The following is a 24,448-nucleotide window of genomic DNA, read 5'->3' as shown; positions in this document are numbered from 1 at the left end:
GCATGCACCCAAGTAAGTGCACCCAAGGGCGCTGCCTTTCCGTCAACCAGCCGCGCTTTGCGGCCCGAAAGCAATGTAAGGATTATCCATGGATATTGCCGTTGAACAGGTCGCCGATCTCACCCGTAAACTGACTATCACCCTGCCGCCCGAGGTGGTCAAACCCAACCTGGACAAGGCCTATGCCAAGGCCAACAGGGAGTTGAGCCTGAAGGGCTTCCGCCGGGGCAGGATTCCCCGCCAGGTGCTGCAGCAGCATTTCGGCCCGCAGATCGAAAATGAAGTCGGCGAACAACTGGTACAGGAAAGCTATTTCAACGCGACAGAGCAGGAAAAGTTGGACACCGTGGTGCATCCCGAAATCCACGAGCAGCGCTTCAATGAGGACGGCAGCTTCACCTATGTGGCCATGGTGGATGTCAAACCCGTCTTCGAGCTGGGGCAGTACAAGGGTTTGGAGATCGAACTGCCGCCACTCTCCGTCAGCGACCTGGAGATTGATCTGGAACTGCAGCGCATCCGCCGCAGGCAGGCTGCGGTGCAGTCTGCGCCGGAGGGGCATGCCATTGCCATGGATGATCTGGTCACTGTGGACTTTCAGGGTTTCCACGACGGCAAGGCCATGAAGGCCGTGCACAGTGAAAATTATTTGGTCGATATGGGCACCAATCGCCTTGGTGAAGACTTTGAAAAGAAACTGTTGGGTCTCCACCAGGGTGAGAAGACGCTTTACGAGGTTGATTTCCCGGCCAAATATCCGAATCCGCTTCTGGCGGGCAGGAAGGTCGAGTTCAAGGTGGATGTGAAGGAAGTCAAGGTGCGCGTCATGCCCGATCTGGACGACGAGCTGGCCAAGGATGTGGACGAGAACTACAAGAGCCTGGACGACCTGAAAAACGCCATCAGAGCGGATCTGACCAAGGCCCGCGAGGTGGCCAGGCAGGGCGATCTGGACGATAAAATCATGAGCCGGCTGGTTGAGCAGAGCAGTTTCAGCGTTCCCAAACGCCTGGTGAACTATGAGCTCCAGGAGATCCTCAAACAGATGGAGGCTGATCTGAAACTCAGCGGCCTCAGTATCGAAACCGCAGGCCTCGATTTGAATGAGCTGGTTGAACGTAACCGGGGTTTTGCCGAACAGCGGGTCAAGGGCGATTTCATCCTGAAACGGATTGCCGAAGTGGAAGGCATCAAGTTGGGAAACGAAGATCTGGAGCGCGGCTACCAGCGCATTGCTGACCAGTACAACATGGGCATCGAGGAGGTGAAGAGTTACTTCAAGCGTCGGGAAGAGCTGCTGCCCATGATGCACGAGCTGCACAACGAGAAGGTGCTGAACTTCCTGCGCGAGCAGACGAAGGTCATCGACAAGGCACCCGAAGCGGCCCCTGAAGCATCCGGGGCCGAATAAGGATGGCCTTTCAATGGAGGCGAATATGAATCTGGTTCCCATGGTGGTGGAGCAAAGCCCCAGAGGCGAGCGCGCCTATGATATTTACTCGAGGCTTTTGAAGGAGCGTATCGTGTTTCTGGGTACGCCGGTGAACGACGATGTGGCCAGCCTCATCGTGGCCCAGCTTCTCTTTCTGGAAGCCGAGGACCCTGACAAGGACATCACCTTCTACATCAACTCGCCCGGGGGCGTGGTCAGCGCCGGACTCGCCATCTATGACACCATGCAGTACATCCGTTGCGACGTGGCCACGCTCTGCATGGGGCAGGCCGCATCCATGGGTGCGCTGTTGCTGGCCAGCGGTGCCAAGGGCAAACGCTATGCCCTGCCCCATGCCCGCATCATGATCCACCAGCCCCTGGGCGGTTTTCAGGGACAGGCCACAGACATCGACATCCATGCCAGGGAGATCCTGCGCATCCGGGAAGACCTGAACAGGATTCTCTCGGCGCATAGCGGCAAAACCCTGAAAAAAATCCAGGCCGACACGGAACGGGACAACTTCATGAGTGCTGCCCAGGCCTGTGAATACGGCTTGATCGACAAGGTGCTCAGCAATCGGGAACAGGCCGAAGGAGCGCGGAAAGCATAATGGACAAAAGCACCCAGAAGCGTGGCCGGCAGCAGGTTTGTTCTTTTTGCGGCAAGGGTCAGGGTCAGGTGAAGCATCTCATTGCAGGGCCGGATGCCTATGCCGGCACTCCGGTGTACATCTGCGACGAATGCGTGCAAGCCTGCAATGCCATTGTGCTGGAAGACCGGGATGCCGCGGCATCCGCGTCGGAGGCCCAGGAAGAAAGCCGATTGAAGCCCCAGCAGATCAAGGAGTATCTGGACTCCTACGTCATCGGCCAGGAGCGTGCGAAACGGGTGCTCTCGGTCGCGGTCTACAATCACTACAAACGCATCAACGCCAAAAAGGATGCCAGTGGCAGTGTGGAGCTGCAGAAGTCCAACGTCGTGCTGATTGGCCCCACGGGCAGCGGCAAGACGCTTCTGGCCCAGACCCTGGCGCGACTGCTGAACGTGCCCTTTGCCATTGCCGACGCCACCATGCTCACCGAAGCCGGCTATGTGGGCGAGGATGTGGACAGCATCCTGTCCAGCCTCCTGTTGAGCGTAGACTATGATGTGAAAAAGGCGGAGCACGGCATCATCTACATTGACGAGATCGACAAGATAGCCAGGAAGTCCGACTCGCCCTCCATCACCCGTGACGTCTCCGGCGAGGGTGTGCAGCAGGCCCTGCTGAAGATGATCGAGGGCACTGTAGCCTCGGTTTCCAAGCAGGGTGGGCGCAAGCACCCCAAGGAAGAGCTGGTGCGTATCGACACCAGCAATATCCTCTTCATTGTGGGCGGCGCCTTCGTGGGGCTTGAGGATATCATCCGCCAGCGCACCGGCGAAAAGGCCATGGGCTTTGGCGCCAATGTAGTCAGCCAGAAAGCGCGCAGCTACAGCGAACTCCTGGACGCCATCCAGCCAGAGGATCTGCTTAAATTTGGCCTGATTCCCGAGCTGGTGGGGCGGCTCCCGGTTATCGCTCCCCTGCAGGAACTCTCTGAAGACGAACTGGTCCGCATTCTGAAGGAGCCGAAGAATGCGCTCAGCAAACAGTACCAGTACCTCTTTGCCCTGGAAGACGTCCAACTGCACTTTACCGAAAGCGCCTACAAGGCCATTGCGCGCAAGGCCATTGCGCGCAAATCCGGTGCTCGCGGTCTGCGCTCGGTCATGGAGGAACGGATGCTGGATGTGATGTTTGATCTGCCCTCGATCGAAGGTGTCAGCGAATGCGTCATCAACGAGCAGGTCATAGCGAACGACGAAAAACCCGTACTGCTGTACGAAAAGGCCGAAGCGGCAGAAAACGGAACCCACGGGTAAACTGCCATGCAGGAAAACGACGCCGCTTTGTATCCGCTTTTGCCCCTTCGCGACGTGGTGCTCTTTCCGGGCATGGTCGCACCCCTGGCAGTGGGCCGGGAAAAGTCCGTGCAGGCCCTGGAACGCGCCATGCAGGAAGCCTCCCTCATCTTTCTGGTGACCCAGCGCAATGCAGCCGTAGAGGATCCGGGCCTGAACGATTTATACAGTGTCGGGATCCTGGGCAAGGTCGTCCAGCTCCTGCGTCTGCCGGAAGGCACAGTCAGGACGCTGGTCAAAGGCCAGGGTCGGGCGCGATTGGCGGATGTGATCGCTCCCACAGTCGGCGGCGCGGGTTTTGTCTATGCCCGGCTGGCCGCCGCCCAGGAGACGGACACGGATGCAGCCCAGATTCCCGCCTTTGTGCGGGAGCTGCGCAAGGCCTTTGAGAGTTTCTGCCAGATCAGCCGCAAGATTCCACGAGAGGTGTTGCAGGCCATCCTGGAGCAGGACAATCCATCCGTTATGGTGGACAGCATCTGTGCCCATCTGCCCCTTGCCACCCATGAAAAGCAGGCCCTCCTGGAACACCTCTCCCTGCCCCGCCGGATGGGCGCTACCCTGGAGCTTTTGCACCGCGAAATCGAGCTGTTGAACCTTGAGCAGGATATCAATGCCAAGGTCAAAAAGAAGATGAACGATGCGCAGCGTAACTTCTATCTGACCGAGAAGATGCGTGCCATTCAGGAAGAAATGGGCCAGGGCGACGCCGAGGAAATGGCCGAGCTGGAGGCGGCCATCGCAAAAAAACATCTGCCCGAGAGTGCCCGGAAAAAGGCGGAAAAGGAGCTCAAAAAACTCAAACAAATGTCGCCCATGTCTGCGGAAGCCACGGTGGTGCGCAACTACCTGGATGTCATTCTGGGACTGCCCTGGCGCAGAAAGACCCGCGACCGCATCGATATCGGGCGCGCGGAAGCTATCCTGAACGAAGACCACTTTGGCCTGGAGAAGCCCAAGGAGCGCATTCTCGAATATCTGGCGGTGCAGGCGCAGGTCAAAAAAATGAAAGGGCCGATTTTGTGCCTGGTCGGGCCCCCGGGCGTGGGCAAAACATCGGTGAGCAGGTCCATCGCACGCGCCACCAGGCGGGCCTTTGTCCGCATTTCTCTGGGCGGTGTGCACGACGAGGCCGAAATTCGTGGTCACCGCCGCACCTATATCGGCGCCATGCCGGGCAAGATCATCCAGGCCATGCAGCGGGCCGATGCGATCAATCCCGTCTTTTGTCTGGATGAGGTGGACAAGCTGGCAGGAGACTACCGGGGCGATCCGGCTTCGGCCCTGTTGGAAGTGCTGGATCCGGAGCAGAACAGCACCTTTAACGACCATTATCTGGATCTGGACTACGACCTCTCGCAGGTGATGTTCATCACCACGGCCAATCACCTGCACGGCATTCCCGCCCCGCTGCAGGATCGCATGGAGATTATCGAACTGCGCGGCTACACCGAGGAAGAAAAGCTCCACATCGCCACCGACTTTCTCGTGCCCGCCCAGCTCAAGGCGAACGGCTTTGCTGCAGGAGACATAAGCCTGTCCAGGGAGACCCTGTTGGGCATCATCCGCTCCTACACCCGGGAGGCCGGCGTGCGCGGTCTGGAGCGCGCCATTGCCAAGGTATGCCGCAAGGTGGCCCACAGGCGCCTGAAATCCGGACAGGCCAAGGAGCGCTTCACCATTGCTCCAGCCGATCTGGAAAGCTATCTGGGGGTGGCCAAATACCGTTTTGCTCTGGCCGAAGAGCAGGACCGGATCGGTTTGGTAACAGGCATGGCATGGACGGAAGTGGGCGGCGAACTCCTGCAGATCGAGGCGACTGTCATGCCCGGCACCGGCAAACTGACCATCACCGGCAAGCTGGGAGATGTGATGCAGGAATCGGCCCAGGCAGCCCTGTCCTGGGTGCGCTCCCATTCGGTTCAGCTCGGCCTCGATCCAGCAGGCTACCAGAAACTCGATATCCACGTGCATGTACCCGAAGGAGCGGTGCCCAAGGACGGGCCTTCGGCCGGCGTCACCATAGCCACGGCCATCACTTCGGCACTGCTGAAGATACCGGTGCGCTGCAATCTGGCCATGACCGGAGAAATTACGCTGCGCGGCCGGGTCCTGCCCATTGGCGGCCTTACGGAAAAGCTTTTGGCCGCCCGGAGAGGCAATATCACCCGGGTGCTCGTTCCCCGGGAAAACGAGCGCAATTTGCGCGAGGTGCCGGCAAACATCGTCGAGAATCTGCAGATCGAGCTGGTTCAATGTGTGGATGAAGTGCTGGAAAAGGCCTTGCTTCTGCAGGAAGGTGAAAGCCTTTTTGCCCAGGCACCTGTGGATCCCCTGTACGACGGCCTGGCAGGAGGTGGCCGCAATACCGGAGTCGCACTGTAGACCTCGGTAAATATTTGGTGTAGTACGTGTTCTGTATGTGCTTTTTACTTGACGGCTGCAGGTGTTCCTGATAGAAAAACGCCTGTTCGTACACAGCGGTGGGGCGAATAGCTCAGCTGGTTAGAGTGTCGGCCTCACATGCCGAAGGTCACAGGTTCGAACCCTGTTTCGCCCACCACCACAAGATTGCCAGTAAGGGCGAATAGCTCAGCTGGGAGAGCATCGGCCTTACAAGCCGAGGGTCACAGGTTCGAACCCTGTTTCGCCCACCACGGAAGATATATGCGGGGTCGTAGTTCAGTTGGTTAGAACGCTGGCCTGTCACGCCAGAGGTCGCGAGTTCGAGCCTCGTCGGCCCCGCCAGCTACCAGTTTAAAGCCTCCTTGGAACGGAAGTTCCGAGGGGGCTTTTCCGTTATGCCCCTCTGTCAGGCCGCTTGATTGCGCAGCCCTGCCCGGCGCGGACAAAAAGCCCTCTTGGAACCTGATTCCGGAGGGCTTTTTCAGTTCTGGCGCTGGCTGCAGGAGCATCTGTCCCGGATCGGGACGCCTTCCCTGAAGCCCGCAAACGATTCATTTCAGCCGGGTTGAACAAACACCATGTAGCTGAGATTCGAGCTGCAGAAAACAGAAAGGCCAAGCGGTAGCACCCGCTTGGCCCTCCGTGAAGTCTTGAGACTTCTGTGTAGGAAATAAATGCCTACACAGGATACCCGGAAAAAGACGGGGTGTCAAGAAAATAGGGAGTTTTTTTGTTTTCTCCGGCCGGGGAGGAAAGGAAATAAATGCAAGTAATATCAATGAGTTCACTTGCCTACCGGAAACAGGCATGGACGCAGAAGCTGAATATTTCAAACGGCGCCAGAATTTTGTTCGATTTGATCGCTTCCGAAAGTCAGGGCAAATGCTTTGCCTGGCCCAAAAAGAGCTGGCTGATGGAAGAGATAGGCAGAAGCGAGCGCACCGTTCAGCGCTACCAGAATGAGCTGGTGGAGGCGGGAGTGATCGCGATTGGTACGATCATCACAAAAAAAACGGCCCGGTGGGGTATTGCCATCCTGCCACACCCGGCGCTGCTGGAGTGGATAAGAGAAACAACAGCCAGATTCAAGAGATCTGTGCAGGTTGTTATCAAGGACGTGGCAGGGAGTTTTTTGCCGTCAAAAATGGCGGAAAAAACGACAAAAATGTCACCCCTGTCTAACTATAAGGAAGGTAGTGAAGTATCTGCATTCCCCCCTACCCCCCAAAGGGGAGCGCCGCTGGCGCGGCGAAGGAGAGAGAACATGAGCAGACTCAAACGCAAAAAGGTTCGGCAGCCGAAGACGGACAGTTCCGCACGACTGGAAAGCTACCGCGAGACAATGCGGCTCTACCGGATGCTGTACCGGGAGATGCCGGGGGAGAACAAGGAAGTTTTCTGGGACCTGACCGATTATCTCCGTCGAACCGGTCGTTGGCCGGACATGGAACAGATGGCGTCGGGCGAGTACTGCTGCGACTACAGCCGACAGGAAATCCTGCACTATCTGGGAACGTTGGAGGCGGCGGGTTTTCTCTGCCTGAGCGAACGCCGGATGCGCTTTCCTATCGCCAGGCTAAACGCCGCTCAGGATGGTATGTATCTGAAATTGGTCGAAATTTGTGTCGAAAAGGGAGAGGCGACAGTAACGCTGGACAATGTGATGGCATACATTTTTCAAGAATATCAACAGGAACAAATGTTCTTCAAGGAGTTACAGAAGGATTGGGAGATGTTGAACTTTCTTCGCCGGAAAAGTCAGAGCGAACAGCTGGAACCAGAAGAACAGGAGATGCTGGATATGCTTGTTTACCACCACTCTCAAGAGCCAGAACAGCCAAGTGCTGCAACCAGAGAGGAAGTGAAGCGTCAACTGGGAGTGCTCAAGAAAAGAGGCCTGCTTCATGTTCAAAAGGCAAAGACGGAAAACGGCAAGACGTATGTGTACCAGCTTCTACCCACGGCAGAACTTGCGGAACAACTTGTCTTCAACGACTGGGACACCGAACCCTGGACGGAATTTTCTCTGCCAACGAACTGAACTGCGCAGCACTGACACCTGCGCCCTGGCAAGCGGCGCTGGTCCTACTGATGCAACAGATATCGGAAAAAGACTTTGATTTATGGATCAGGCCGATTAATGCCATGGAGACAGAAAAAGGCCTGCAACTTGACTGTCCTGACAGATACGCTATGGCATGGGTGCAGGAACACTTTAATAATGCAATAAGTGATGCATTAAAACATGCTGGAATAACAGACTTCTTTTTCACTTTTGGAGAACAGGCTAAGGAACTCCAGGAGAAGAAAAATAAGGAGCTGCGAGCAGAAGCAGCCAAAAATGCGGAGTGTCAGGCGAAAGTATTACAGTCATTGCCGATGAAAGAGCAGTTTGCTGTCCTGGTGTCGACCTATCCTCGTAAGACGAGTGGAAACTGGTTTGCCTGGAGAGCGTTCAGACGGTTGCATCGACGAGGGGAATTGCCGGATATCCAGCAATTGCTGCAGTTAGTGCAGGAAGAAAAATCTTCAGAAGATTGGCAGAGGGATGCAGGACGCTGGATACCATGCCTGCATAAATGGCTGAGAAACAAGCCGTGGTGGAGTTGTGGTAAAGAAAGGTGAAATAAATCCGGTAAGACTGGCGCATTCAGCAGCGAGAATTGAATTTATTGCCATAAAAGATGAAATAACAATGATGCTGAATAAAGGATACAGTGCAGCAGGAGTGTATATGATATTAAAGAAATCCAATAAGATAACCATGGCAAAGCGTACATTTCAAAAATTATGTCAGACAAAGATTAAAAAAACTTCTCTGAAATTAACCAATAAACCTCTTTTCCCGAGTAAAAAAAGAGAAGAACCGCCTGCATCAACAGGGCAGGACGATAGCTTTGGCATCATCAAAAAACCGGAAGATGAGGTGTTTTAGGTCTTAGTCTTAATCCCCTTGGTGTCGGGTCATGGCACACTGATTTATGACAGGAACATCTGATGCGAACCATTCATCTGATATTACAGGGCAAAGGCGGGGTTGGCAAGTCGTTGGCTGCCTCTGTGCTCTGCCAGTACCTGATTGAGCGTGGCCGTGAAATAACGGCCTTTGATACCGATCCGATCAATCACACTCTGGCTGGCTACAAAGACCTGCCGGTGAAAGAGCTGCAACTGCTGCAGGGCGATGATATTGACCGTCGCAGATTCGATCAGCTCATTGAGGAAATTCTGACCGCATCAGGCGATGTAGTTGTGGACAACGGGGCCGCCACCTTTGTCCCACTGAGTTCGTATCTCAAGGAGAATCAAACCGTTGATTTTCTGGAATCTTCCGGGATGCGGGTACTGATCCACACAGTGATCACCGGGGGTCAGGGCATGAAGGACACGGCCGATGGTCTGGTCTCGCTGGCCAGTCATTTTACAGTGCGGCTGGTGGTGTGGCTGAACCGCTATTTCGGTGAAATTGCGACAGACAATAAAACATTCGAGGAATTCAAGGCCTATAAGCAGCACCGGGACCAGATTGCGGCCCTGATCCACGTGCCGCTGAAATCGGCGCAGACCTTTGGCAGGGATCTGGAGGAACTGTTTTCGCGGCACCAGACCTTTGCCGCAGTACTTGCCGGCGAGACCCTGCCCGTTCTGCCCGTCATGACCCGGCAGCGGTTGAAAATCTGGTGGCATGAGATGTGCCAGGAGCTCGATCTGGCTGGGCTGACTGATGCGGAATACGCTGAAAATACTGAAAAAACAGAATGAGGCGTGCCATGAGTAATCAAAAGCCAATGCATTCTGATCCGGTTCTGACCGTCCAGGACGGCAAGGTCACGGCGTCATCCAGAGATATTGCCAGGAAATTTGGCAAACAGCATCGGGACGTAATTCGGGCAATTGATCTGCTTGACTGTTCTCAGGAATTTAAGGTGCGCAATTTTGCGCAACTAAAATTCACCTATCGTGGGCAGGAGTTCACCTACTACGAGATGACCCGTGACGGGTTCAGCCTTCTTTGCATGGGATTTACCGGCAGGAAGGCGGCCATCTGGAAAGAAGCCTACATCGATGCCTTCAACCGGATGGAGGAGACACTGCTCCAGGAAAAGATCTGGATAGGGGGTCTGACGCAGGCTCTGGAGCATATCTGCCCGACGCCGCCAACCGAAGCGGAGGCCATCCGCAATCAGCGGGCCGCGAAAACGCTGCGGGCTTTGGCCGCCTACTGGGCGATGCTGGAGGAGATGCCGTTTGCGGCGGCTGAATCTGCGGTCTGCGCTGTGGGCCGGCTGCGCCGTCTCGAAGACCTCGAACTGGGCCAGCACCAGTTTAGCGAGCTGTCCGACTTTCTGGAGCGGGCAATCATCCATTCCGACAAGGACACGCAGCCGGCCACGGAGGAGCAGATCGAGGCGATCAGGCGCCTGGTGGAGGCCTGCGCCCAGTTCAGATACTCGCGGGACAGGGACATCTACGAACTCCTGCAGGAGGAATACGGGGTCAGCATGGAGAGCATCATCGGCGCGACCAGCGGGGAAGCGAAACGCATTGCGGGTCTTGCCTACAACATGCTGCACCAGCACCTGGCGCAGACCATGACCATCAACGAGATCAAACGCCGCGCCCAGGAGGCGGACGGCAGAATGTCCGGACCGGCTGCCGGAGCGCGCCGGCTGGATGGTGGCGACGGGCAGTCATGAACGACAAACACGCAAACGCTGCGGCATCCTCCTCCGCCACGCCTCCGGCCATGCCGGCGCTGCCTGACGGAGTGGGGCTGTCCTATGAGGAACTGGCGAGCAGACTGGCGGAAAAGAGCCGGGTCATTGTCAGCCCTGACGATCCGATTCTGATGATGGTGCCGCTGTGCAACGCCTTTCTGGAGGAAGAAAGGCGGCTGATGGAACGGCATAAAAGGGCGCTGGCACAGGTAATGGCCGAGAAGACCGGCGGTTTTGTGGACTCGGTCAAACAGATCACAGATGATCTGGGCAAAACCCTGACCGCATCGGCAGTCGATTCGCTGAGTGCCGGCCTGGCGGCGCACAGGCAGGGCATGGAGCGGCAGAATGCCGCGCTGCAGCAGCATCAGGCCAATATCCGCTGGTGGGGGCTGGTGGCCACGGTCAGTGCGCTGCTCAACATCGTTCTGATCGTGTTCTTTCTTTTACATGGGAGGTGAGGAATGCTGGAACGCCTCATAACCAACAGGACCGCGAAATGTCCGGAATGGTAGATACGCGGTTGCTGGCCAATCTCGAGTACAACCTGGGCCCGGTGGTGATGGCGGCGCTGCATGATCCCCTGGTGATCGAGATCATCCTGAACAGCGATGGCCGGCTGTGGATCGAGCGGCTGGGGGAAAAGCTGTCGGAGGCGGGCGCGATGGCCTCCGAACAGGGCCGGCTGATCGTCTCGCTGGTAGCCAGCGCCCTGGAAACCACGGTCACGTCGGAGAATCCAATCGTTGAAGGGGAGCTGCCGCTGGACGGTTCCCGTTTCGAGGGGGTGCTGCCGCCTGTATGCACATCACCGGTGTTTGCGATCCGGAAGCGGGCCAGTCAGGTTTTTGACCTGGGCGCATACGTGCGGAGCGGGATCATGCCGGCTTCGCTTATTCCTGTTTTCAGGGAGGCACTTGCAGCGCGGAAAAACCTGCTGGTGGTTGGGGGCACGGGCACGGGCAAAACCACCTTTGTCAATGCGCTTATCCGGGAACTTTCCGGGCTGTGCCCTGACGACCGCCTGGTGATTCTGGAGGATACCAGAGAGCTGCAAAGCCTGTCGGCGAACACGCAGTTTTTCAGGACGTCGGACACAGTGGACATGACCAGACTGTTGCGTATGACCATGCGGGTGCGGCCGGACCGTATACTGATCGGCGAGGTGCGGGACGGCGCGGCGTTGGCATTGTTGAAATCGTGGAACACCGGCCACCCTGGCGGCGTGGCCACGATTCATGCCAATGGAGCGGAAGACGGGCTGTACCGTCTGGAGGAACTGGTGGCCGAGGCGACATCGGCGCCTAAAAACCGACTTATCAGTCAGGCTATAGATCTGGTTGTGCATATCGAAAGGGCTTCCGGCAACGCCGGCCGGCGTATAACGGAAGTCATGCAGGTGACCGGTTATAACGCGCGTGACCAGCGCTATGCCACAAAACAAGTGTATCTCTACAACAAGAGGGAAGCGGCATGAAGACGAACAGGATTCAGATTCTTTTTTTAGTGCTCTTTGGTGTTATCGCGATGTTGATGCCGGAGCTGGCTATGGCCTCCGACGACTTTGGCATGGGCGGGGTCTTTGAAACAGTCACCAAGGTCATAACCGGCAAATGGGGCAAAATGATCAGCATTGCCGGCATGGCCTGCTGCGGCATTGTTTTCATCTTTGCCCGGCAGGACATGGCAGATGGCTTCAAGCTCATGCTGCAGGTGGTTTTCGGCATCTGCTTCATTGTTTTTGCGGTGACGATTGTTGACGCCCTGTTCAGCTTCAGCAGCGCGGTCATCTGAGAGTGCGGTTATTGAGGTGAGGCAATGGCGGATGAACCGAGATCGATACCGATTCACCCCAGTCTGCATCGTCCGGAGCAGGTGATGGGCGGTGAACGTGAGCCGGTCATGTGTGCGGCGCTTTTGTCCATCATCACCGGACTGGTTGGCGCGGTTGATGCGGCCTGGCCTACGGTGCTGCTGGCCATCTCGTTTTATGTGGCTGTGGTTTATATTTTTCGCCAGATGGCCAGGTTTGATCCCAGCATGACCAAGGTGTGGCTCAGGTTTATCAGATACCAGAGTTACTACCCGGCCCGCAGCTCGTACTGGCAACGCAGGGGATACGGGAAATGATTCGTCTGAGGGGCTACAGAACGCGCGCGCAGGGCCTGCCGGATCTGCTGCCCTGGCAGCGGCTGGCCGCGCCTGGCGTGGTGGAGTGCAAGGACGGCAGCCTGGTAGCCGGCTGGCGGGTACGGGGTCTGGACACGGCCAGCTCGACGTACAGCGAGATGGACTGGATCAGCGGCAAGGCCAACGAAGCCCTGCGCGTACTGGGGAATGGCTGGATGCTGCACATGTCTGCCAGCCGGGAATTCAGCCGGGCCTATCCGCCGGAGGAGTCCAGCCGGTATCCGGACCCAGTCACGCAGATGATCGATGACGAGCGCCGGGCCTATTTTGGCGCGGACTGGTGCTACTCGACGGATACGGTCATGTGCCTGACCTACAAGCCGGACATTGCCGCAGCGCATCTGGCCCGCCAGGCCAGGAGCGCGGAGGCGGAGGCCTCGCTGGCTGACGAGACGCTGAAGTACTTCCGGCTCACCCTGCAGCAGGTGGAGGATGTGCTGGCCAGCGTGCTGCGCATGGAGCGGTTGCGGGAGCACGAGATGACAAGCGGCGGCGACACCTTTCAGTCTTCCGACCTGCTGAGCCACCTGCAGCTCTGTCTGAGCGGCGAGGGGCAGCCCATCCGGGTGTCGGCTGTGCCCATGTATCTCGATGCTGTATTGGGCGCGGGCGATCTCTCCCTGAACGGCACCACGCCCAGGCTGGGCGAGCGATACATCAGCTTTGTGTCCATAGGCAATTTTCCGCCGGAATCATGGCCGGCCATGCTGTCCAAGTTTGACAGTCTGCCCATGCCCTTCCGTTTTTCGATCAGGTATCAGTTTCTCGACCAGTGGAGCGCCATCAGGGAGATAGAGCGCTACCGGAAGGGCTGGAAGCAGAGCATGACCAGAGTGATCGACCAGCTTCTGAGCCGGAAGAATCCGCGTATCAACCGGGATGCGCAGAACATGCACGAGGACGCGGAGCAGGCGGAGACCGAGGTGCGTTCGGGGGCGGTGCGCGCCGGGTTTCTCTCTGCCGGCGTGGTGCTGATGCACGAGGACAAAAAGACGCTGGAAGAGATGTCGCGCGAGGTACGGCGTCTGTTTATGTCCCTGGGCTTTTCAGGCTGGATAGAGACGATCAACACCATGGAAGCCTGGCTGGGCAGTCATCCGGGGAACGGCCATGCCAACATCAGACGGCCGATCATCAATACGCTCAATCTGGCTGATATGTTGCCGCTCTCCAGCGTCTGGACGGGATTGCCGCATAATCCCTGTCCCTACTATCCGCCGCAGTCCCGATGTCTGGCAGTGCTGACCACGGACGGCAACACGCCGTTCAGAATGAACCTGCATGAGGGCGATCTGGGCCATACTTTGATTCTGGGCCCCACAGGCAGCGGCAAGAGCACCCTGCTGGCGCTCATCGCCGCACAGTTCAGGGCCTACGAAAATTCGTCGGTGTTTGTGTTCGATAAGGGACTTTCCATGTTTGCCCTGGCCCACGGGACCGGCGGAGATCACTACGACATTGGCCGGGGGGCTTTGTCCTTTGCGCCGCTGCAGCGGATTGACGAGTCGGAGGAGGAGTTCTCCTGGACAGCGAACTGGATCGCAGGTCTTGCGGAGTTGCAGAAGATGCCGGTTCTGCCGGCGCACCGGAACGCCATCCACCAGACACTCGATACGCTCAGGCACAATCCGCCAACGATGCGCTCTCTGACCGACTTCTGCCATGTGCTGCAGAATCAGGATTTGCGCCAGGCGCTCAGGCATTACACCCAGGCCGGGGATATGGGCCACCTCCTCGATGCCCAGACGGACAGCCTGGAGCTGTCCCGATTTGTGGTGTTCGAGATCGAGAGCCTGATGGAAATGGGCGAGGCCAACCTGATTCCGGTGCTGCTCTATCTCTTCCACCGGATCGAGAAGATGCTGCAGGGCCAGCCGGCCCTGTTGCTTCTGGACGAAGCCTGGGTCATGCTGGGCCATCCGGTGTTCAGAGACCGGATTCGGGAGTGGCTCAAAACCTTCAGGCGCAAAAACTGTGCAGTGGTGATGGCGACACAAAGCATTTCAGATGCGGAGAAGAGCGGCATCATGGATATGCTGGTGGAGTCCTGCCTGACCAAATACTATCTGGCCAATCATGCGGCCGAAGATGAGCAGCCGCTGCGTCTGTACCGCCAGATGGGGCTGAACGACCGGCAGATTGGCATCATCAGACAGATGACGCCCAAGCTGGATTACTACCTTGTCCAGCCCAGCGGCAGGCGTCGGGTGCAGCTGGCTCTGGGCCCGAAAACCCTGGCCTTTGTGGGGGCCTCTGACCGGGACAGCATCGCCCGGTTGCAGACCCTGATGACTGCATATCCGGACACCTGGCGCGAAGAATGGCTTAAAGAACGTGGGGCTGCATAATAATTAAAATAATTGAAAAAAACTCCAAAGCAAAATGAAAGCAATGGCGAGAATCAGGGATATGAAGGGCTGCATCGAGCCGAATATCAGGCCATTGTGTGAGGCACTGAATGCGGTGGCCGGCGTCCGGACTATTGCCTCATGCCAGGGACATGTCTGCCCCTGCAGCCCGCCTTACGTCATGTTCGAGTCGCCTCTTGCGTTCGCCGCTGCTCTGGAAAAGGCCCTGCGCGAGGACTCAATGGCCAACTTGCCCCGGCTTCGCGTGTTCTGGGAAGTCAAAGGCATGTTCGATGGCACTTATACCCTGCGCTTTTATCTCCATTCTCCGGACCTCGCCCAAAGCACCAGACACTGGTTCCGGCTGAATCTGATGGAGCAACGGCTGAAAGCTGATTTCAGGGTCTTAACCGCAATAATACTGATGCTCTCAGAAAGGTGGCCAATGAAACGCCATGTAAATGCAGGCGATAATGGCAGATACCAACCATTAATCAGGGAGAAAACCCATGAAGACAGGGAATGTACTTTCTATTGCACTATTGGCAGCAGCGCTGGGATATTTTCAGATTTCATATGCAACAGGATTACCTGTTGATGATAAAATTACTCATGCTCAATTAGAATCAGGCAATACTGTTCGTGTATTCATGAAGATGGATTTGGGGAGAATAAAACATTATACCAAGAATATCGAAGAACATACTGATATTATCAAACAAATAACTGAGTTCAATGATGCTATAAATCCAGAATTATGGGCCAACAAAGAATTTACTGATATCCGAACAATCAAGGAAGATGTTGACAGTGTGTTCTCACAATTTGCAGACATTGCCAACAAGCTGCAGATGTTTTTTGCTATATTTCATAAACCAGAATGGTTCAAGGAAGCTGCTGGCACCCCAATTGACCAGGTCAACAAAATCAACAAGGAGATATCCAAGCTGTACGATGATGCCCACAGCACCTTTTACGAGGAAATCAACAAAGGCATCGGACTGTTGGACAATTCCAGGGCACTGATGCAAGACAATATAGACTGGGCTGACAATGTCAACACCATGCTGGCGCAGGATGAAATCAGTGAAAAGGATATCAAGTTAGCCACATTGACGGGCATCATGCGTCTGGCCAATATCAGCGGCTCACTGGAAAGCATAGTTGCACAAAACAGCAATATCACTCTGCAGAAAGCGCTGAAGGATGCGGAACAGAGCGAATACGCCCGTAAGCGTGCTGAGGTGCTGTTTGACAGTGAAGGGATCACATCCAATTCAAATAACAAGTTGGAACTTAAGGCAGGGTATCAGAGGTGAGGAGAGATGGCTGGCAATGGTACAGCATCATTGCCAGCCATCAGTAAGGATATTTCATTTTGTTTGGGGATACCCTGCTTCCAATGTTGGAGAACTGGATTTAACTTTACCGAATTCTGAGCGTAATTGAGCAAATTCAGCCTCATTGGAACGTATAAATTTTCCATTGACACACATGATATCCTTATTTGGTATGGAAACAGTGTTATTATCAAGAAAATTTGCAGTGGCAATGATGCGATCTGTTCCAGCCTCCTTGATAACAACAACGCCGTCTTTGAATTCATATATAACTAAAATGTTTCTATCTTTAGAATAATCCATTTCTTTTTCTGTAAAGGCGATTGTATCATAACCAAATTTACTGCCAGTAAGCATATTAGAAAATTCCTGTTCACATTTCCAATATCCATATAGTTTTGAAATTTGGTCTTTTTGCGCATCTCGACAGGAGACAAGAAAAAAACAGGAAATGATAATAAAAGAATAAACCGCATTTTTCATAACAGCACTCCATATGAGGATTGATAAATGAAACGTACCATCTGCAAGTATAACGCAATATGCAAAATAAATATATACTTTATTGCACTAATTTGCATATTTTTTGTTCAGGTTGATTCCTGTTTTGCTGATGAAGCGAATACTGGAATTTTGTATGAAGTATATCAAACGTTCAAAAATAACGCCACTACCTATCTCGATTCATTCAGAAAACTTTCATTAGACATATTCAAACTGTTTTTACTTATCAGTGTTGCCCTGCATGGGGTGCGTGTGGCGCTTGGACGGGTAGATATGAGTGAGGCGATAAAGGATTTTTTGCTGACCATCATTTTCGCCACCTTTTGCTATGTAGCTATCATCAAGTATGAGGTATGGACCGAATTTTTAATTAATATGGAACGAAATATTACATTAAAATCAATGGGTATTAAAAGTTTGAGCCTTGAGCCTATAGATACAGCATTTATTTTGTGGGGGAAAGCTTTAGACCAGTGCAAGGGTTTTGATTTTTTAAGTGGAAAAGCATTTGCAATATTCTTTCTCGGCTTGATGATTCTTTGTGTTCTTGCCATAATGACTGCACGAATACTGGTTGTTATCTGCGAGACACATCTCACCATGTCCATAGGGGTTATTCTTCTAGGTTTTGGTTCGGCATCTTTTGCGCATGACTATGCTTTGGCAGTGATGAAATATGTAGTCTCACTGGTGTTGAAATTATTGGCCATGCACCTGGTTATAGCAGTTGGCATGAATTTTATTAAAGGTCTGACCAATATTACCCATCCAGAAGGCTGGGTACATACAATGGCGCTTGTTTTTATAACAGCTCTTGTCATCTATATTGTTATGAACTCCCTTGCCGAAGCCATCTCAGGCCTGGTCAACGGCGCGCATATAGGCAGCGGTGTTGGCATGGCCTCTGCGGTCGGAGGAGCAAGGGCTACGGTGACCAACACGGCTGCAGTGGTTGGCGCGCCGGTGCGAGCGGCGGGCGCGCTTGCTGCCGGCATTGGCACCGTGAGCCGGGCGCAGAAGATAGCGGCCCTGGAAGGGCATGGCGGGTTTGGCGGCACGGTCAGGCAGTTGCATAAAAACTATCAGGAAGCCCGGCAGGATGAAAGGCGTGCGGGCATGGGGCCGAGCGCGGTTGGCGAGATGCGGCGCATGGATGCGGGTGCCCGCGACATGCACGAGGCGCAGACCGGCGCGGTCAATCCGTACAGCACGAACCGGTACACGGGCAACCAGTATGCGGCGGACGCGCCGCAAGGTCCTTCGGGCAATGCTGCCGGCCGGGGGCCGGTGATGACGGGCGCGGCGGGAGGCAGCGGAACCGGCAATGCGGGGGCTGAGAGGTCTGAGTCGTCGAATCAGGCCGGATCAGGGCGTACGAATCCGGAGGCTGAAGTTGCGAAACAGCGGAAACAGGACGGGCCGGCCGGATCAGGTGGAACAAGGGGGAGAACAGGCGTGCCGCCCCAGCGAAACAGGCTGAAGCAGAGCTAGGGTATGTCAAAGAGCTGTAGCCTATAACCGACCGAAATTCTGATAAATTTATACCAGATTTCATTGGAAAGCACAGCAAAAAAAGAAACCAGGCAGGCAGGATGAACAAAATCAAACAGGTTCAACAGGCGCAGGCGGCAACCGGCCGGGGCGACAACCCCTTTCTGAACGCGAAAGAGGAATGGCTGGAGCGGCACGGGACCTACATTGCCCAGGCTGCCCAGTGGCGGATAGCGGCGATCCTGGCGCTGGTGCTGGCGGTACTGTCTCTGTCCGGCAATGTGTACCAGCTGACGCGCAACCGGATAGACCGCTACTTTGTGGCGGTGGATGACCTGGGCAAGGCGGTTGCGGAGAAGATCCGGAACCAGGGGGGGAATACGCCGGAGAAGGTGGTGCAGGCGACGGTGGCGCAGACGATAGTGGACTGGCGGACGGTGACGGTGGACAAAGAGTTACAGAAGCAGATGATCAACCGTCTGAACCTGCATGTGGCAGGGGCTACTCGGGGGATGCTGAAGGAATGGTATGGGCAGTACAGCCCCTATGAGGTGGCGCGTCAGGGACGCCTGGTCAACGTAGAAGTGCGCGGCATCCCGCTGCCGGTGAGCCAGGGCAGTTACCGTGTGGAGTGGACGGAGACGGTGCGGAATCTGCAGGGCAATGAACTGTCCCGCCAGGATTACGAAGCGATTGCCACGATAGAACTCATACCTCCACAGACTGAGGAGGTACTGTTGGCCAACCCCGGCGGCGTGTACATCACCAATCTGTCTACAGCGAAAAGACTGAACTGAAAGGAAGCGATCAATGGAAAAAAAAGCGTTTGTACTTCTGGTTCTGCTGGCCTTTTTCCTGTCGGAACGGGCGCTGGCGGCCGTACCTGCTGATGTGCTGTCACCTGAGGGCACGTTGGGGGAGCGGGAGCGGTGGATAGTGGAGCAGGTACGGCAGCTGGCACGCCAGGGCACGGGCAGCAGCGGCACGCTGGTTGGGGGGAAGTTGGTATTTGTGCATGGAGCGGAGGGTGGAATACCAACGATCATAGCGGCTCCGCTGCAGGTAGTGGATGTCGAGCTGGAGCCTGGGGAGATGGTCAATGAGATCGTGCTGGGCGACACGGCGCGGTGGCAGATCGAGCCTGGCACAGCCGGGAAGAGCACGCATCTCTTTATCAAGCCGGTGGACACAGGGCTTGAGACCAGTGCGGTCATCACAACAGACCGGCGGGCCTACCATCTGCGGCTGCTGTCGAGGACGAGCGACATTACGCCCTATGTGGGTTTTACGTATCAGACGGATTTGCAGGCGCAGGTGGCTGCGGCGAAGGCGCGGGCGAAGAAGCAGCAGACCTGGCGGACGGATGAGCATGACGTTGACCTGTCGAAGCTGAATTTCGCCTACGACGTGGAGGGCGCATCGGGATGGAAGCCGGAGCGGGTGTATGACGACGGCCGGAAGATGTACGTGCAGTTGCCGGAAGGTGCGGGCAGCGGAGAAATGCCGGCCCTGATGGTGATGAAGGGGAAACGGGAAGTGTTGGTTAATTACCGGGTGAGGAGCGGGCACACGATGGAGGTTGACGGCGTGTTTGATCAGGTTGCCCTGGTGGTTGGGGTGGGGAAAGAACAGGAACGGGTTGACATCTACCGGAAGGGGGCGCGCCGCAGTCCGGGGCATTTCACAGGCGCCGGCGACAGGGGGGATCGATGAAATATGCACTGATTGTTTTTGGGTTGTGTTTTGGCCTTTCGGGCTGTGCCGCACACCGCCAGGGCGTGCCGGAACAAAGGCAATCCTATGTTCATGAGCAGCTGCCTTTTGCAGTATCGGAGGCTATGGCAAAGGATGCGATGGCGCGACTGGCTGTACTGTACCCGCCAGGCCGGACTGCGCTGTATCTGCAGAAGCCTGTGCTGAGCCCGGAGCAGGTGAAGCGAGCCCGGGAGCGGCTGGCCGGGGAAAAGGCGGCGCGCCTGGTCCAGGCCCAAACACCGGTTTCTGCGCCGGCAAAGGGCAGGAAGGGCAAAGGCAGCAAGAGTCAGTCTGGTCAGCCTGCGGAGTCCCCGATTGCGCAGCTGGCCGTGCCGGAACCGCGTCTATTCATCGATGCTTTTGAGAGTGAACTGCGTCAGGCAGGATTCCGGATTGTGTCGGCGGCTGATGGCGAGAGCCCTCGGGTTTCGTGGACGATCGACCGTTTGGCGACAGAGCCGCATGAGCCGGAATCCTGGTATTTGCGGCTGCAGGTTGCTGACCGGCAGGTCCGGCGGATTGTGAGCCGCGTCTATGACGGCCGTGGGGTGGCGCGGGCTGGCTTTGCCGAAGGGCGGATGGAATAGGAGGTGCCCGTATGCAGGAATCCCCGAACAGCCTGCAGCCGCAGCCGCCGAAGAACCCGATGAGCAGGCGGCCGATGTATATAGGCATTGGCGTGGTTCTGCTGATCGTGGCTGCACTGATGTATGCGCTGGATGACAGTGAAAGGAAGAGGAGGGAGAAGCCGCCTGAGGTGACGGTTGACGAGCGGGCTCTGGTGGCGGGTCAGGGCGCAGGAGTGATTCTGCCGCCGCCGACTCCGCCGCCGCCTGCGGAAGTGGTGGAGAAGAAGCCGGTGGTTGTCGTGGTGCAGGGCGAGGGAGAGGACAAGGAGGCGGAGGAGCTGCGCAAAAGGCGGCGTCAAATGCTGTTGAACGCGCTGTCTTCGCCCATGCTGAAGCAACAGAGTGGCGGCGCCGCCAGGGCTGAAGGCAGACAGGCGGCAGCGGCCGTCCGCATGCCCCGGGAACAGGACGGGGCGGCGGCGCAGCCTCCGGGTTCCGAGAACTACGACCCTGCCGCGAACATCGACAAGGAAGGCTTTTTCACCCGCGCGGACACAGGCGATGCGGGCTGGCTGTCGCGCTATACGCGGGAAGAGGGGCGTCTTCTGGAGATCAAGACCGGCACGGTGATTCCGGCGGTGCTGATCTCGGGCATCAATTCGGACCTGCCAGGCGTGCTGATCGCCCAGGTCAGTCAGAACGTCTACAACACGGCCAATGGCAGGCACCTGCTGATCCCGCAGGGGGCGAAGCTGTACGGAGTGTACGACAGTCGCGTGGTGTACGGCCAGGAACGCACCCTGGTTGCGTGGAACCGGATCATTTTTCCGGACGGATCAAGCGTGACTCTGGGGGCCATGCCAGGGGCGGATATGAGCGGCTATTCCGGATTCCACGACCAGGTGAACAACCACTATGTGCGTATTTTCGGCACAGCCTTTCTCATGAGCGCTGTCATCGGCACTACAGCCTATGCGGTGGACAAACTGGACAAGGATTCCAGCGATGACGCCACCTTCCAGGATGAGCTGGGCACCGCCCTGGCGAACCAGATGGGCTCTGCCGCCATGGCGATTCTGCAGCGCAACCTGGGGATCGCGCCCACACTGGAAATACGGCCTGGCTATCAGTTCAACGTGGTCACGACAAAGGATCTGGCCTTTGCTGAACCCTACACACCTTACAGGACAGGTCGGTGAAGCAGCCGCAATACGGACACCAAAGGGAAAAGAAGTACAGCAGGGTCTGGCCCAGCCTGGCGCTGGTCCTGGGAAGCCTGTGGGCGATGGCCGTGTTCTTCTGGTTCAGCCACCAGGTGGGCGAGGCATACGGCTGGCACGCGGCTCTGGGCAGTCCGCTGTCGCTGAATGGATACGCCGTGTACACACCGTTTGCCGCCTGGAACTGGCCTCCGGAGGTCTGGAAAAACGAGACAGTGAGCAGGACGCTGGAAAACAGTCTGACCTTTTTTGCAGCTGTGCCCCTGCTGCTCTTTATTGTCTGCATGGCGGCCAGCCGGAATCAGGGCGCGATCAGGGATCTGCACGGCTCGGCGTCGTTTGCCACGAAGCAGGAGATCAAAGAGATGGGCTATTTCGGGGGTGAAGGCGTGTACGTGGGCGGCTGGTGGGACAGGAAAGCCAGAAAACAGCTTTACCTGCGGCACAACGGGCCGGAGCATATCTTGTGTTTTGCACCGACGCGCTCGGGTAAGGGCGTAGGTCTCATTTTGCCGACACTCCTGTCCTGGCCGGATTCCACGGTTGTTCTGGACATCAAGGGTGAGAATCATGCCCATACCAGCGGCTGGCTGGCCAGTCAGGGCAACCGGGTGCTGCGCTTTGACCCGGCGGACGACAGCTTCCAGTCAACCCGCTACAATCCGCTGGAGGAGGTCAGGATCAACTCGGGCCGTTGCATATCAGACATTCAGAATATTGCATCCATGGTGCTGGACCCGAATGGCGAGGGTTTGAAGGATCACTGGAACAAGGCAGCCTTTTCGTTCTTCGGCGCGGTCATTTTGCACTGCATGATCGTCAAACTGTACGAGGAAAAGCGTCATGCCACCATGTACGACGTGATAATGACCATGCGCGATCCCAGGGACCTGGAGGGGAACCAGAAGACGCTGTTCAAACAGATTGCGGGCACGGATCATACGGCCATGCTGCTGGAGATGTTTCATATGGACAGAGCCCTGGCTGAATCCATGCACAACTACTGCGCCTCAGCGGCCAGCGGCATGATCAAGACTCCGGACAGGGAGCTGGGCAGTACTATCTCCACCGCCATAGTCAATCTGTCGCTCTACACCGACCCGGTGGTGGCCCATAACATCGGAGCCAGTGATTTTCATATTGCCGATCTGATGGACAGTGAGCAGGCCATCAATCTGTATCTGGTGATTTCGCCGGCAGACATTGACCGGTTGCGGCCGCTGTTGCGGATCTTTGTCAGTCAGCTGCTGGGCCGGCTGACTGAGCGGCTGGAGTTCAGTCAGGGCGGCACGAAAAAGACCTGGCGGCATCGTCTGTTGCTGATGCTGGACGAGTTTACCAGTTTGGGCCGGCTCGCCATCGTGGAACGGGCCATTTCCTACATGGCGGGCTACGGCATCAAGGGCTATTTCATCGTGCAGGATTTGCGGCAGCTCTCCGCCGCCTATGGACAGGACAACGCTCTGATGGCCAACTGCCACATCAGGATAGCTCATGCCCCAACCCAGGTTGAAACTGCCGACTACCTGTCCAAACTCACCGGCACGACCACTGTGGTCCAGCGAAAGAAGAGTCTGTCCAGCGGCAGAGGCGGCAGCGGCTCGTCCGTCAGCGTGCAGGAGACGGCCCGGCCGCTGCTGACTCCGGACGAATGTATGCGCCTGTCAGGCATTCACCGGGCGCAGAGTTCGTACTGGCAGCGCTTCAGCCCTGTCGAGCCAGGGGAGATGCTGATCTTCACGGCGGGCAACAGCCCCATCTATGGCCTGCAGATACTGCACTTCATTGATCCGGTTTTTCTGGAACGCGCCCGGAACCTGCCGGTTGTGGACGGCAAGCCCTTTGTTCTGGATGATGACAGGGGCGGGACTGTCGCGCCTGCTCCAGGCCCGGAAGCGGCAGAGACTGCGGCTGGCGCCTATCTGCGCTACCTGTCAGACCTGCCGGAAAACATAGCGGAGGCGGCATGAAAAAGACAGGCAGGGATCTGGCACGGCTGATGTTGCCGTCTCTGGTGGTGACGGTGGTCTTGCTGGGCGTGGGCATGTATGCCGGCGGCTATCGCCTCAATATCACCCCAAGCCTGCCTCGGGGTGTGTATCAGCTTATAGGTGTGGAGCCAAAGCTGGGCGACACGGTTCTTTTCTGCTTGGAGTCAGCGCCCTTTGTCAGTGTGTCCCAAGAACGGGGCTATCTGGGAGGCAGCCGGTGGGGCAGCCCCTGTCCTGGTGGACTCCTGCCCCTAGGCAAACAGCTCTATGCTCTGCCCGGGGATAACATCGGCATCGAGGCGGATGGCAGCATCAGCATCAACGGCCGGGTCATTGCCGGCAGCGCGGCCCGGAGGCGGGACAGCCGGGGCAGGCCCATACCGGCTCCGCTGCTGCAGGCTGGAATCGTACCGCCGGGCAGGGCCTTGGCCCTGGCCCTGCGTAATCCTGGCAGTTTTGACGGCCGTTATTTCGGCCTGACATCCTTGGCCGGCATGCAGGTTGTGCGGCCGGTCTGGATATTTGAATGAACAAGAA

At 56.6% G+C, this 24,448-nt stretch carries 24 protein-coding genes and 3 tRNA genes; 26 read left to right on the top strand and 1 reads right to left on the bottom strand.

Features of this window, described 5'->3' with window-relative positions; genetic code table 11:
• Window positions 1–88 precede the first annotated feature (88 nt).
• The 19 genes from tig (at window position 89) to CAY53_RS02185 (ending at window position 16,360) form a co-directional block, all read left to right on the top strand.
• The gene (gene tig, locus CAY53_RS02270) at window positions 89–1,411 is read left to right on the top strand and encodes a trigger factor (protein WP_104935751.1); all 1,323 of its coding nucleotides are present in this window, start codon (window positions 89–91) and stop codon (window positions 1,409–1,411) included.
• 25 nt (window positions 1,412–1,436) lie between these two features.
• A complete protein-coding gene (gene clpP / locus CAY53_RS02265) occupies window positions 1,437–2,045 on the top strand; it encodes an ATP-dependent Clp endopeptidase proteolytic subunit ClpP (RefSeq protein ID WP_181040367.1) in 609 nt (202 codons plus the stop codon).
• Window positions 2,045–3,340: an ATP-dependent Clp protease ATP-binding subunit ClpX gene (gene clpX / locus CAY53_RS02260; protein WP_104935749.1), complete on the top strand. Its 1,296-nt coding sequence runs from the start codon at window positions 2,045–2,047 to the stop codon at window positions 3,338–3,340. The genes clpP and clpX overlap by 1 nt, the downstream gene beginning before the upstream one ends.
• 6 nt (window positions 3,341–3,346) lie before the next feature.
• Window positions 3,347–5,764: an endopeptidase La gene (gene lon / locus CAY53_RS02255; protein ID WP_104935748.1), complete on the top strand. Its 2,418-nt coding sequence runs from the start codon at window positions 3,347–3,349 to the stop codon at window positions 5,762–5,764.
• 101 nt (window positions 5,765–5,865) lie between these two features.
• Window positions 5,866–5,942, top strand: a tRNA-Val gene (locus tag CAY53_RS02250).
• An 18-nt stretch (window positions 5,943–5,960) separates the two neighbouring features.
• Window positions 5,961–6,036: transfer RNA gene (locus CAY53_RS02245), tRNA-Val, on the top strand.
• Window positions 6,037–6,050: 14 nt separating this feature from the next.
• A tRNA-Asp gene (locus tag CAY53_RS02240) sits at window positions 6,051–6,127 on the top strand.
• Between the two features lie 465 nt (window positions 6,128–6,592).
• Window positions 6,593–6,748 carry a hypothetical protein gene (locus CAY53_RS13865; RefSeq protein ID WP_342752458.1) on the top strand — a complete coding sequence of 52 codons (156 nt, stop codon included), beginning with the start codon at window positions 6,593–6,595 and terminating at the stop codon, window positions 6,746–6,748.
• 301 nt (window positions 6,749–7,049) lie between these two features.
• Window positions 7,050–7,826, top strand: a complete 777-nt coding sequence (locus CAY53_RS13860; RefSeq protein ID WP_342752457.1) for a hypothetical protein — start codon at window positions 7,050–7,052, stop codon at window positions 7,824–7,826.
• A complete protein-coding gene (locus tag CAY53_RS02230) occupies window positions 7,781–8,410 on the top strand; it encodes a DnaA N-terminal domain-containing protein (protein WP_281261048.1) in 630 nt (209 codons plus the stop codon). The genes CAY53_RS13860 and CAY53_RS02230 overlap by 46 nt, the downstream gene beginning before the upstream one ends.
• Window positions 8,394–8,720 (top strand): TraK family protein, encoded by a 327-nt coding sequence (locus CAY53_RS12455; protein WP_146106375.1) that lies wholly within the window; start codon window positions 8,394–8,396, stop codon window positions 8,718–8,720. The genes CAY53_RS02230 and CAY53_RS12455 overlap by 17 nt, the downstream gene beginning before the upstream one ends.
• A 62-nt stretch (window positions 8,721–8,782) precedes the next feature.
• A complete protein-coding gene (locus CAY53_RS02225) occupies window positions 8,783–9,547 on the top strand; it encodes a nucleotide-binding protein (protein ID WP_245874847.1) in 765 nt (254 codons plus the stop codon).
• Window positions 9,544–10,482, top strand: coding sequence for a Rha family transcriptional regulator (locus CAY53_RS02220; RefSeq protein ID WP_342752456.1), 939 nt, complete (start codon window positions 9,544–9,546; stop codon window positions 10,480–10,482). The genes CAY53_RS02225 and CAY53_RS02220 overlap by 4 nt, the downstream gene beginning before the upstream one ends.
• Window positions 10,479–10,964, top strand: coding sequence for a hypothetical protein (locus tag CAY53_RS02215; RefSeq protein WP_104935744.1), 486 nt, complete (start codon window positions 10,479–10,481; stop codon window positions 10,962–10,964). Before CAY53_RS02220 ends, CAY53_RS02215 begins: the two co-directional genes overlap by 4 nt.
• Window positions 10,965–11,002: 38 nt before the next feature.
• The gene (trbB, locus tag CAY53_RS02210) at window positions 11,003–11,980 is read left to right on the top strand and encodes a P-type conjugative transfer ATPase TrbB (RefSeq protein WP_219842708.1); all 978 of its coding nucleotides are present in this window, start codon (window positions 11,003–11,005) and stop codon (window positions 11,978–11,980) included.
• On the top strand, window positions 11,977–12,297 hold the full coding sequence (locus CAY53_RS02205; protein WP_017865411.1) for a TrbC/VirB2 family type IV secretion system protein: 321 nt from the start codon (window positions 11,977–11,979) through the stop codon (window positions 12,295–12,297). The genes trbB and CAY53_RS02205 overlap by 4 nt, the downstream gene beginning before the upstream one ends.
• 24 nt (window positions 12,298–12,321) lie before the next feature.
• A complete protein-coding gene (gene trbD, locus CAY53_RS02200; RefSeq protein WP_104935743.1) occupies window positions 12,322–12,633 on the top strand; it encodes a conjugal transfer protein TrbD in 312 nt (103 codons plus the stop codon).
• The gene (locus CAY53_RS02195) at window positions 12,630–15,041 is read left to right on the top strand and encodes a VirB4 family type IV secretion/conjugal transfer ATPase (RefSeq protein ID WP_104935742.1); all 2,412 of its coding nucleotides are present in this window, start codon (window positions 12,630–12,632) and stop codon (window positions 15,039–15,041) included. Before trbD ends, CAY53_RS02195 begins: the two co-directional genes overlap by 4 nt.
• A gap of 509 nt (window positions 15,042–15,550) precedes the next feature.
• Window positions 15,551–16,360: a hypothetical protein gene (locus CAY53_RS02185; RefSeq protein ID WP_146106374.1), complete on the top strand. Its 810-nt coding sequence runs from the start codon at window positions 15,551–15,553 to the stop codon at window positions 16,358–16,360.
• A gap of 54 nt (window positions 16,361–16,414) precedes the next feature.
• Here CAY53_RS02185 and CAY53_RS12450 read toward each other — a convergent pair whose 3' ends face one another.
• Window positions 16,415–16,864, bottom strand: a complete 450-nt coding sequence (locus tag CAY53_RS12450) for a hypothetical protein (protein WP_146106373.1) — start codon at window positions 16,862–16,864, stop codon at window positions 16,415–16,417.
• 27 nt (window positions 16,865–16,891) lie between these two features.
• On the opposite strand from CAY53_RS12450, the gene CAY53_RS02180 reads away from it, so the two are divergent.
• The 7 genes from CAY53_RS02180 to traF all read left to right on the top strand — a co-directional run bounded on the left by CAY53_RS02180 (window position 16,892) and on the right by traF (window position 24,441).
• Window positions 16,892–18,376 carry a type IV secretion system protein gene (locus tag CAY53_RS02180; RefSeq protein WP_104935739.1) on the top strand — a complete coding sequence of 495 codons (1,485 nt, stop codon included), beginning with the start codon at window positions 16,892–16,894 and terminating at the stop codon, window positions 18,374–18,376.
• Window positions 18,377–18,477: 101 nt separating this feature from the next.
• Complete coding sequence (locus tag CAY53_RS02175) at window positions 18,478–19,173, top strand: VirB8 family type IV secretion system protein (protein WP_104935738.1); 696 nt, start codon at window positions 18,478–18,480, stop codon at window positions 19,171–19,173.
• Between the two features lie 13 nt (window positions 19,174–19,186).
• A complete protein-coding gene (trbG, locus tag CAY53_RS02170) occupies window positions 19,187–20,089 on the top strand; it encodes a P-type conjugative transfer protein TrbG (RefSeq protein ID WP_104935737.1) in 903 nt (300 codons plus the stop codon).
• A 125-nt stretch (window positions 20,090–20,214) separates the two neighbouring features.
• Window positions 20,215–20,718, top strand: coding sequence for a hypothetical protein (locus tag CAY53_RS02165; RefSeq protein WP_146106372.1), 504 nt, complete (start codon window positions 20,215–20,217; stop codon window positions 20,716–20,718).
• A gap of 11 nt (window positions 20,719–20,729) precedes the next feature.
• Window positions 20,730–21,899, top strand: a complete 1,170-nt coding sequence (locus CAY53_RS02160) for a TrbI/VirB10 family protein (RefSeq protein ID WP_219842707.1) — start codon at window positions 20,730–20,732, stop codon at window positions 21,897–21,899.
• A complete protein-coding gene (locus tag CAY53_RS02155) occupies window positions 21,896–23,890 on the top strand; it encodes a type IV secretory system conjugative DNA transfer family protein (protein ID WP_104935735.1) in 1,995 nt (664 codons plus the stop codon). The genes CAY53_RS02160 and CAY53_RS02155 overlap by 4 nt, the downstream gene beginning before the upstream one ends.
• Window positions 23,887–24,441 (top strand): conjugative transfer signal peptidase TraF, encoded by a 555-nt coding sequence (gene traF / locus CAY53_RS02150; protein WP_104935734.1) that lies wholly within the window; start codon window positions 23,887–23,889, stop codon window positions 24,439–24,441. The genes CAY53_RS02155 and traF overlap by 4 nt, the downstream gene beginning before the upstream one ends.
• Window positions 24,442–24,448: the final 7 nt, after the last annotated feature.

Origin of the sequence: Desulfobulbus oralis (assembly GCF_002952055.1) — a bacterium.
GTDB lineage: Bacteria > Desulfobacterota > Desulfobulbia > Desulfobulbales > Desulfobulbaceae > Desulfobulbus > Desulfobulbus oralis.
The sequence above is the reverse complement of the archived record's forward strand: the minus strand, read 5'-3'. Positions and strand labels throughout refer to the sequence as shown.

Bases quoted from the DNA above. Each gene is read 5' to 3' on its own strand.
- tig (WP_104935751.1), top strand. From the start codon at position 89: ATGGATATTGCCGTTGAACAGGTCGCCGATCTCACCCGTAAACTGACT.
- CAY53_RS02195 (WP_104935742.1), top strand. From the start codon at position 12,630: ATGATTCGTCTGAGGGGCTACAGAACGCGCGCGCAGGGCCTGCCGGAT.
- trbB (WP_219842708.1), top strand. From the start codon at position 11,003: ATGTCCGGAATGGTAGATACGCGGTTGCTGGCCAATCTCGAGTACAAC.
- CAY53_RS02225 (WP_245874847.1), top strand. From the start codon at position 8,783: ATGCGAACCATTCATCTGATATTACAGGGCAAAGGCGGGGTTGGCAAG.
- trbG (WP_104935737.1), top strand. From the start codon at position 19,187: ATGGAAAAAAAAGCGTTTGTACTTCTGGTTCTGCTGGCCTTTTTCCTG.
- clpP (WP_181040367.1), top strand. From the start codon at position 1,437: ATGAATCTGGTTCCCATGGTGGTGGAGCAAAGCCCCAGAGGCGAGCGC.
- CAY53_RS02220 (WP_342752456.1), top strand. From the start codon at position 9,544: ATGAGGCGTGCCATGAGTAATCAAAAGCCAATGCATTCTGATCCGGTT.
- CAY53_RS02215 (WP_104935744.1), top strand. From the start codon at position 10,479: ATGAACGACAAACACGCAAACGCTGCGGCATCCTCCTCCGCCACGCCT.
- CAY53_RS13865 (WP_342752458.1), top strand. From the start codon at position 6,593: ATGGACGCAGAAGCTGAATATTTCAAACGGCGCCAGAATTTTGTTCGA.
- lon (WP_104935748.1), top strand. From the start codon at position 3,347: ATGCAGGAAAACGACGCCGCTTTGTATCCGCTTTTGCCCCTTCGCGAC.
- clpX (WP_104935749.1), top strand. From the start codon at position 2,045: ATGGACAAAAGCACCCAGAAGCGTGGCCGGCAGCAGGTTTGTTCTTTT.
- CAY53_RS13860 (WP_342752457.1), top strand. From the start codon at position 7,050: ATGAGCAGACTCAAACGCAAAAAGGTTCGGCAGCCGAAGACGGACAGT.
- CAY53_RS02205 (WP_017865411.1), top strand. From the start codon at position 11,977: ATGAAGACGAACAGGATTCAGATTCTTTTTTTAGTGCTCTTTGGTGTT.
- CAY53_RS02180 (WP_104935739.1), top strand. From the start codon at position 16,892: ATGAAACGTACCATCTGCAAGTATAACGCAATATGCAAAATAAATATA.
- traF (WP_104935734.1), top strand. From the start codon at position 23,887: ATGAAAAAGACAGGCAGGGATCTGGCACGGCTGATGTTGCCGTCTCTG.
- CAY53_RS02165 (WP_146106372.1), top strand. From the start codon at position 20,215: ATGGCAAAGGATGCGATGGCGCGACTGGCTGTACTGTACCCGCCAGGC.
- CAY53_RS02160 (WP_219842707.1), top strand. From the start codon at position 20,730: ATGCAGGAATCCCCGAACAGCCTGCAGCCGCAGCCGCCGAAGAACCCG.
- trbD (WP_104935743.1), top strand. From the start codon at position 12,322: ATGGCGGATGAACCGAGATCGATACCGATTCACCCCAGTCTGCATCGT.
- CAY53_RS02185 (WP_146106374.1), top strand. From the start codon at position 15,551: ATGAAGACAGGGAATGTACTTTCTATTGCACTATTGGCAGCAGCGCTG.
- CAY53_RS12450 (WP_146106373.1), bottom strand. From the start codon at position 16,864: ATGAAAAATGCGGTTTATTCTTTTATTATCATTTCCTGTTTTTTTCTT.
- CAY53_RS02175 (WP_104935738.1), top strand. From the start codon at position 18,478: ATGAACAAAATCAAACAGGTTCAACAGGCGCAGGCGGCAACCGGCCGG.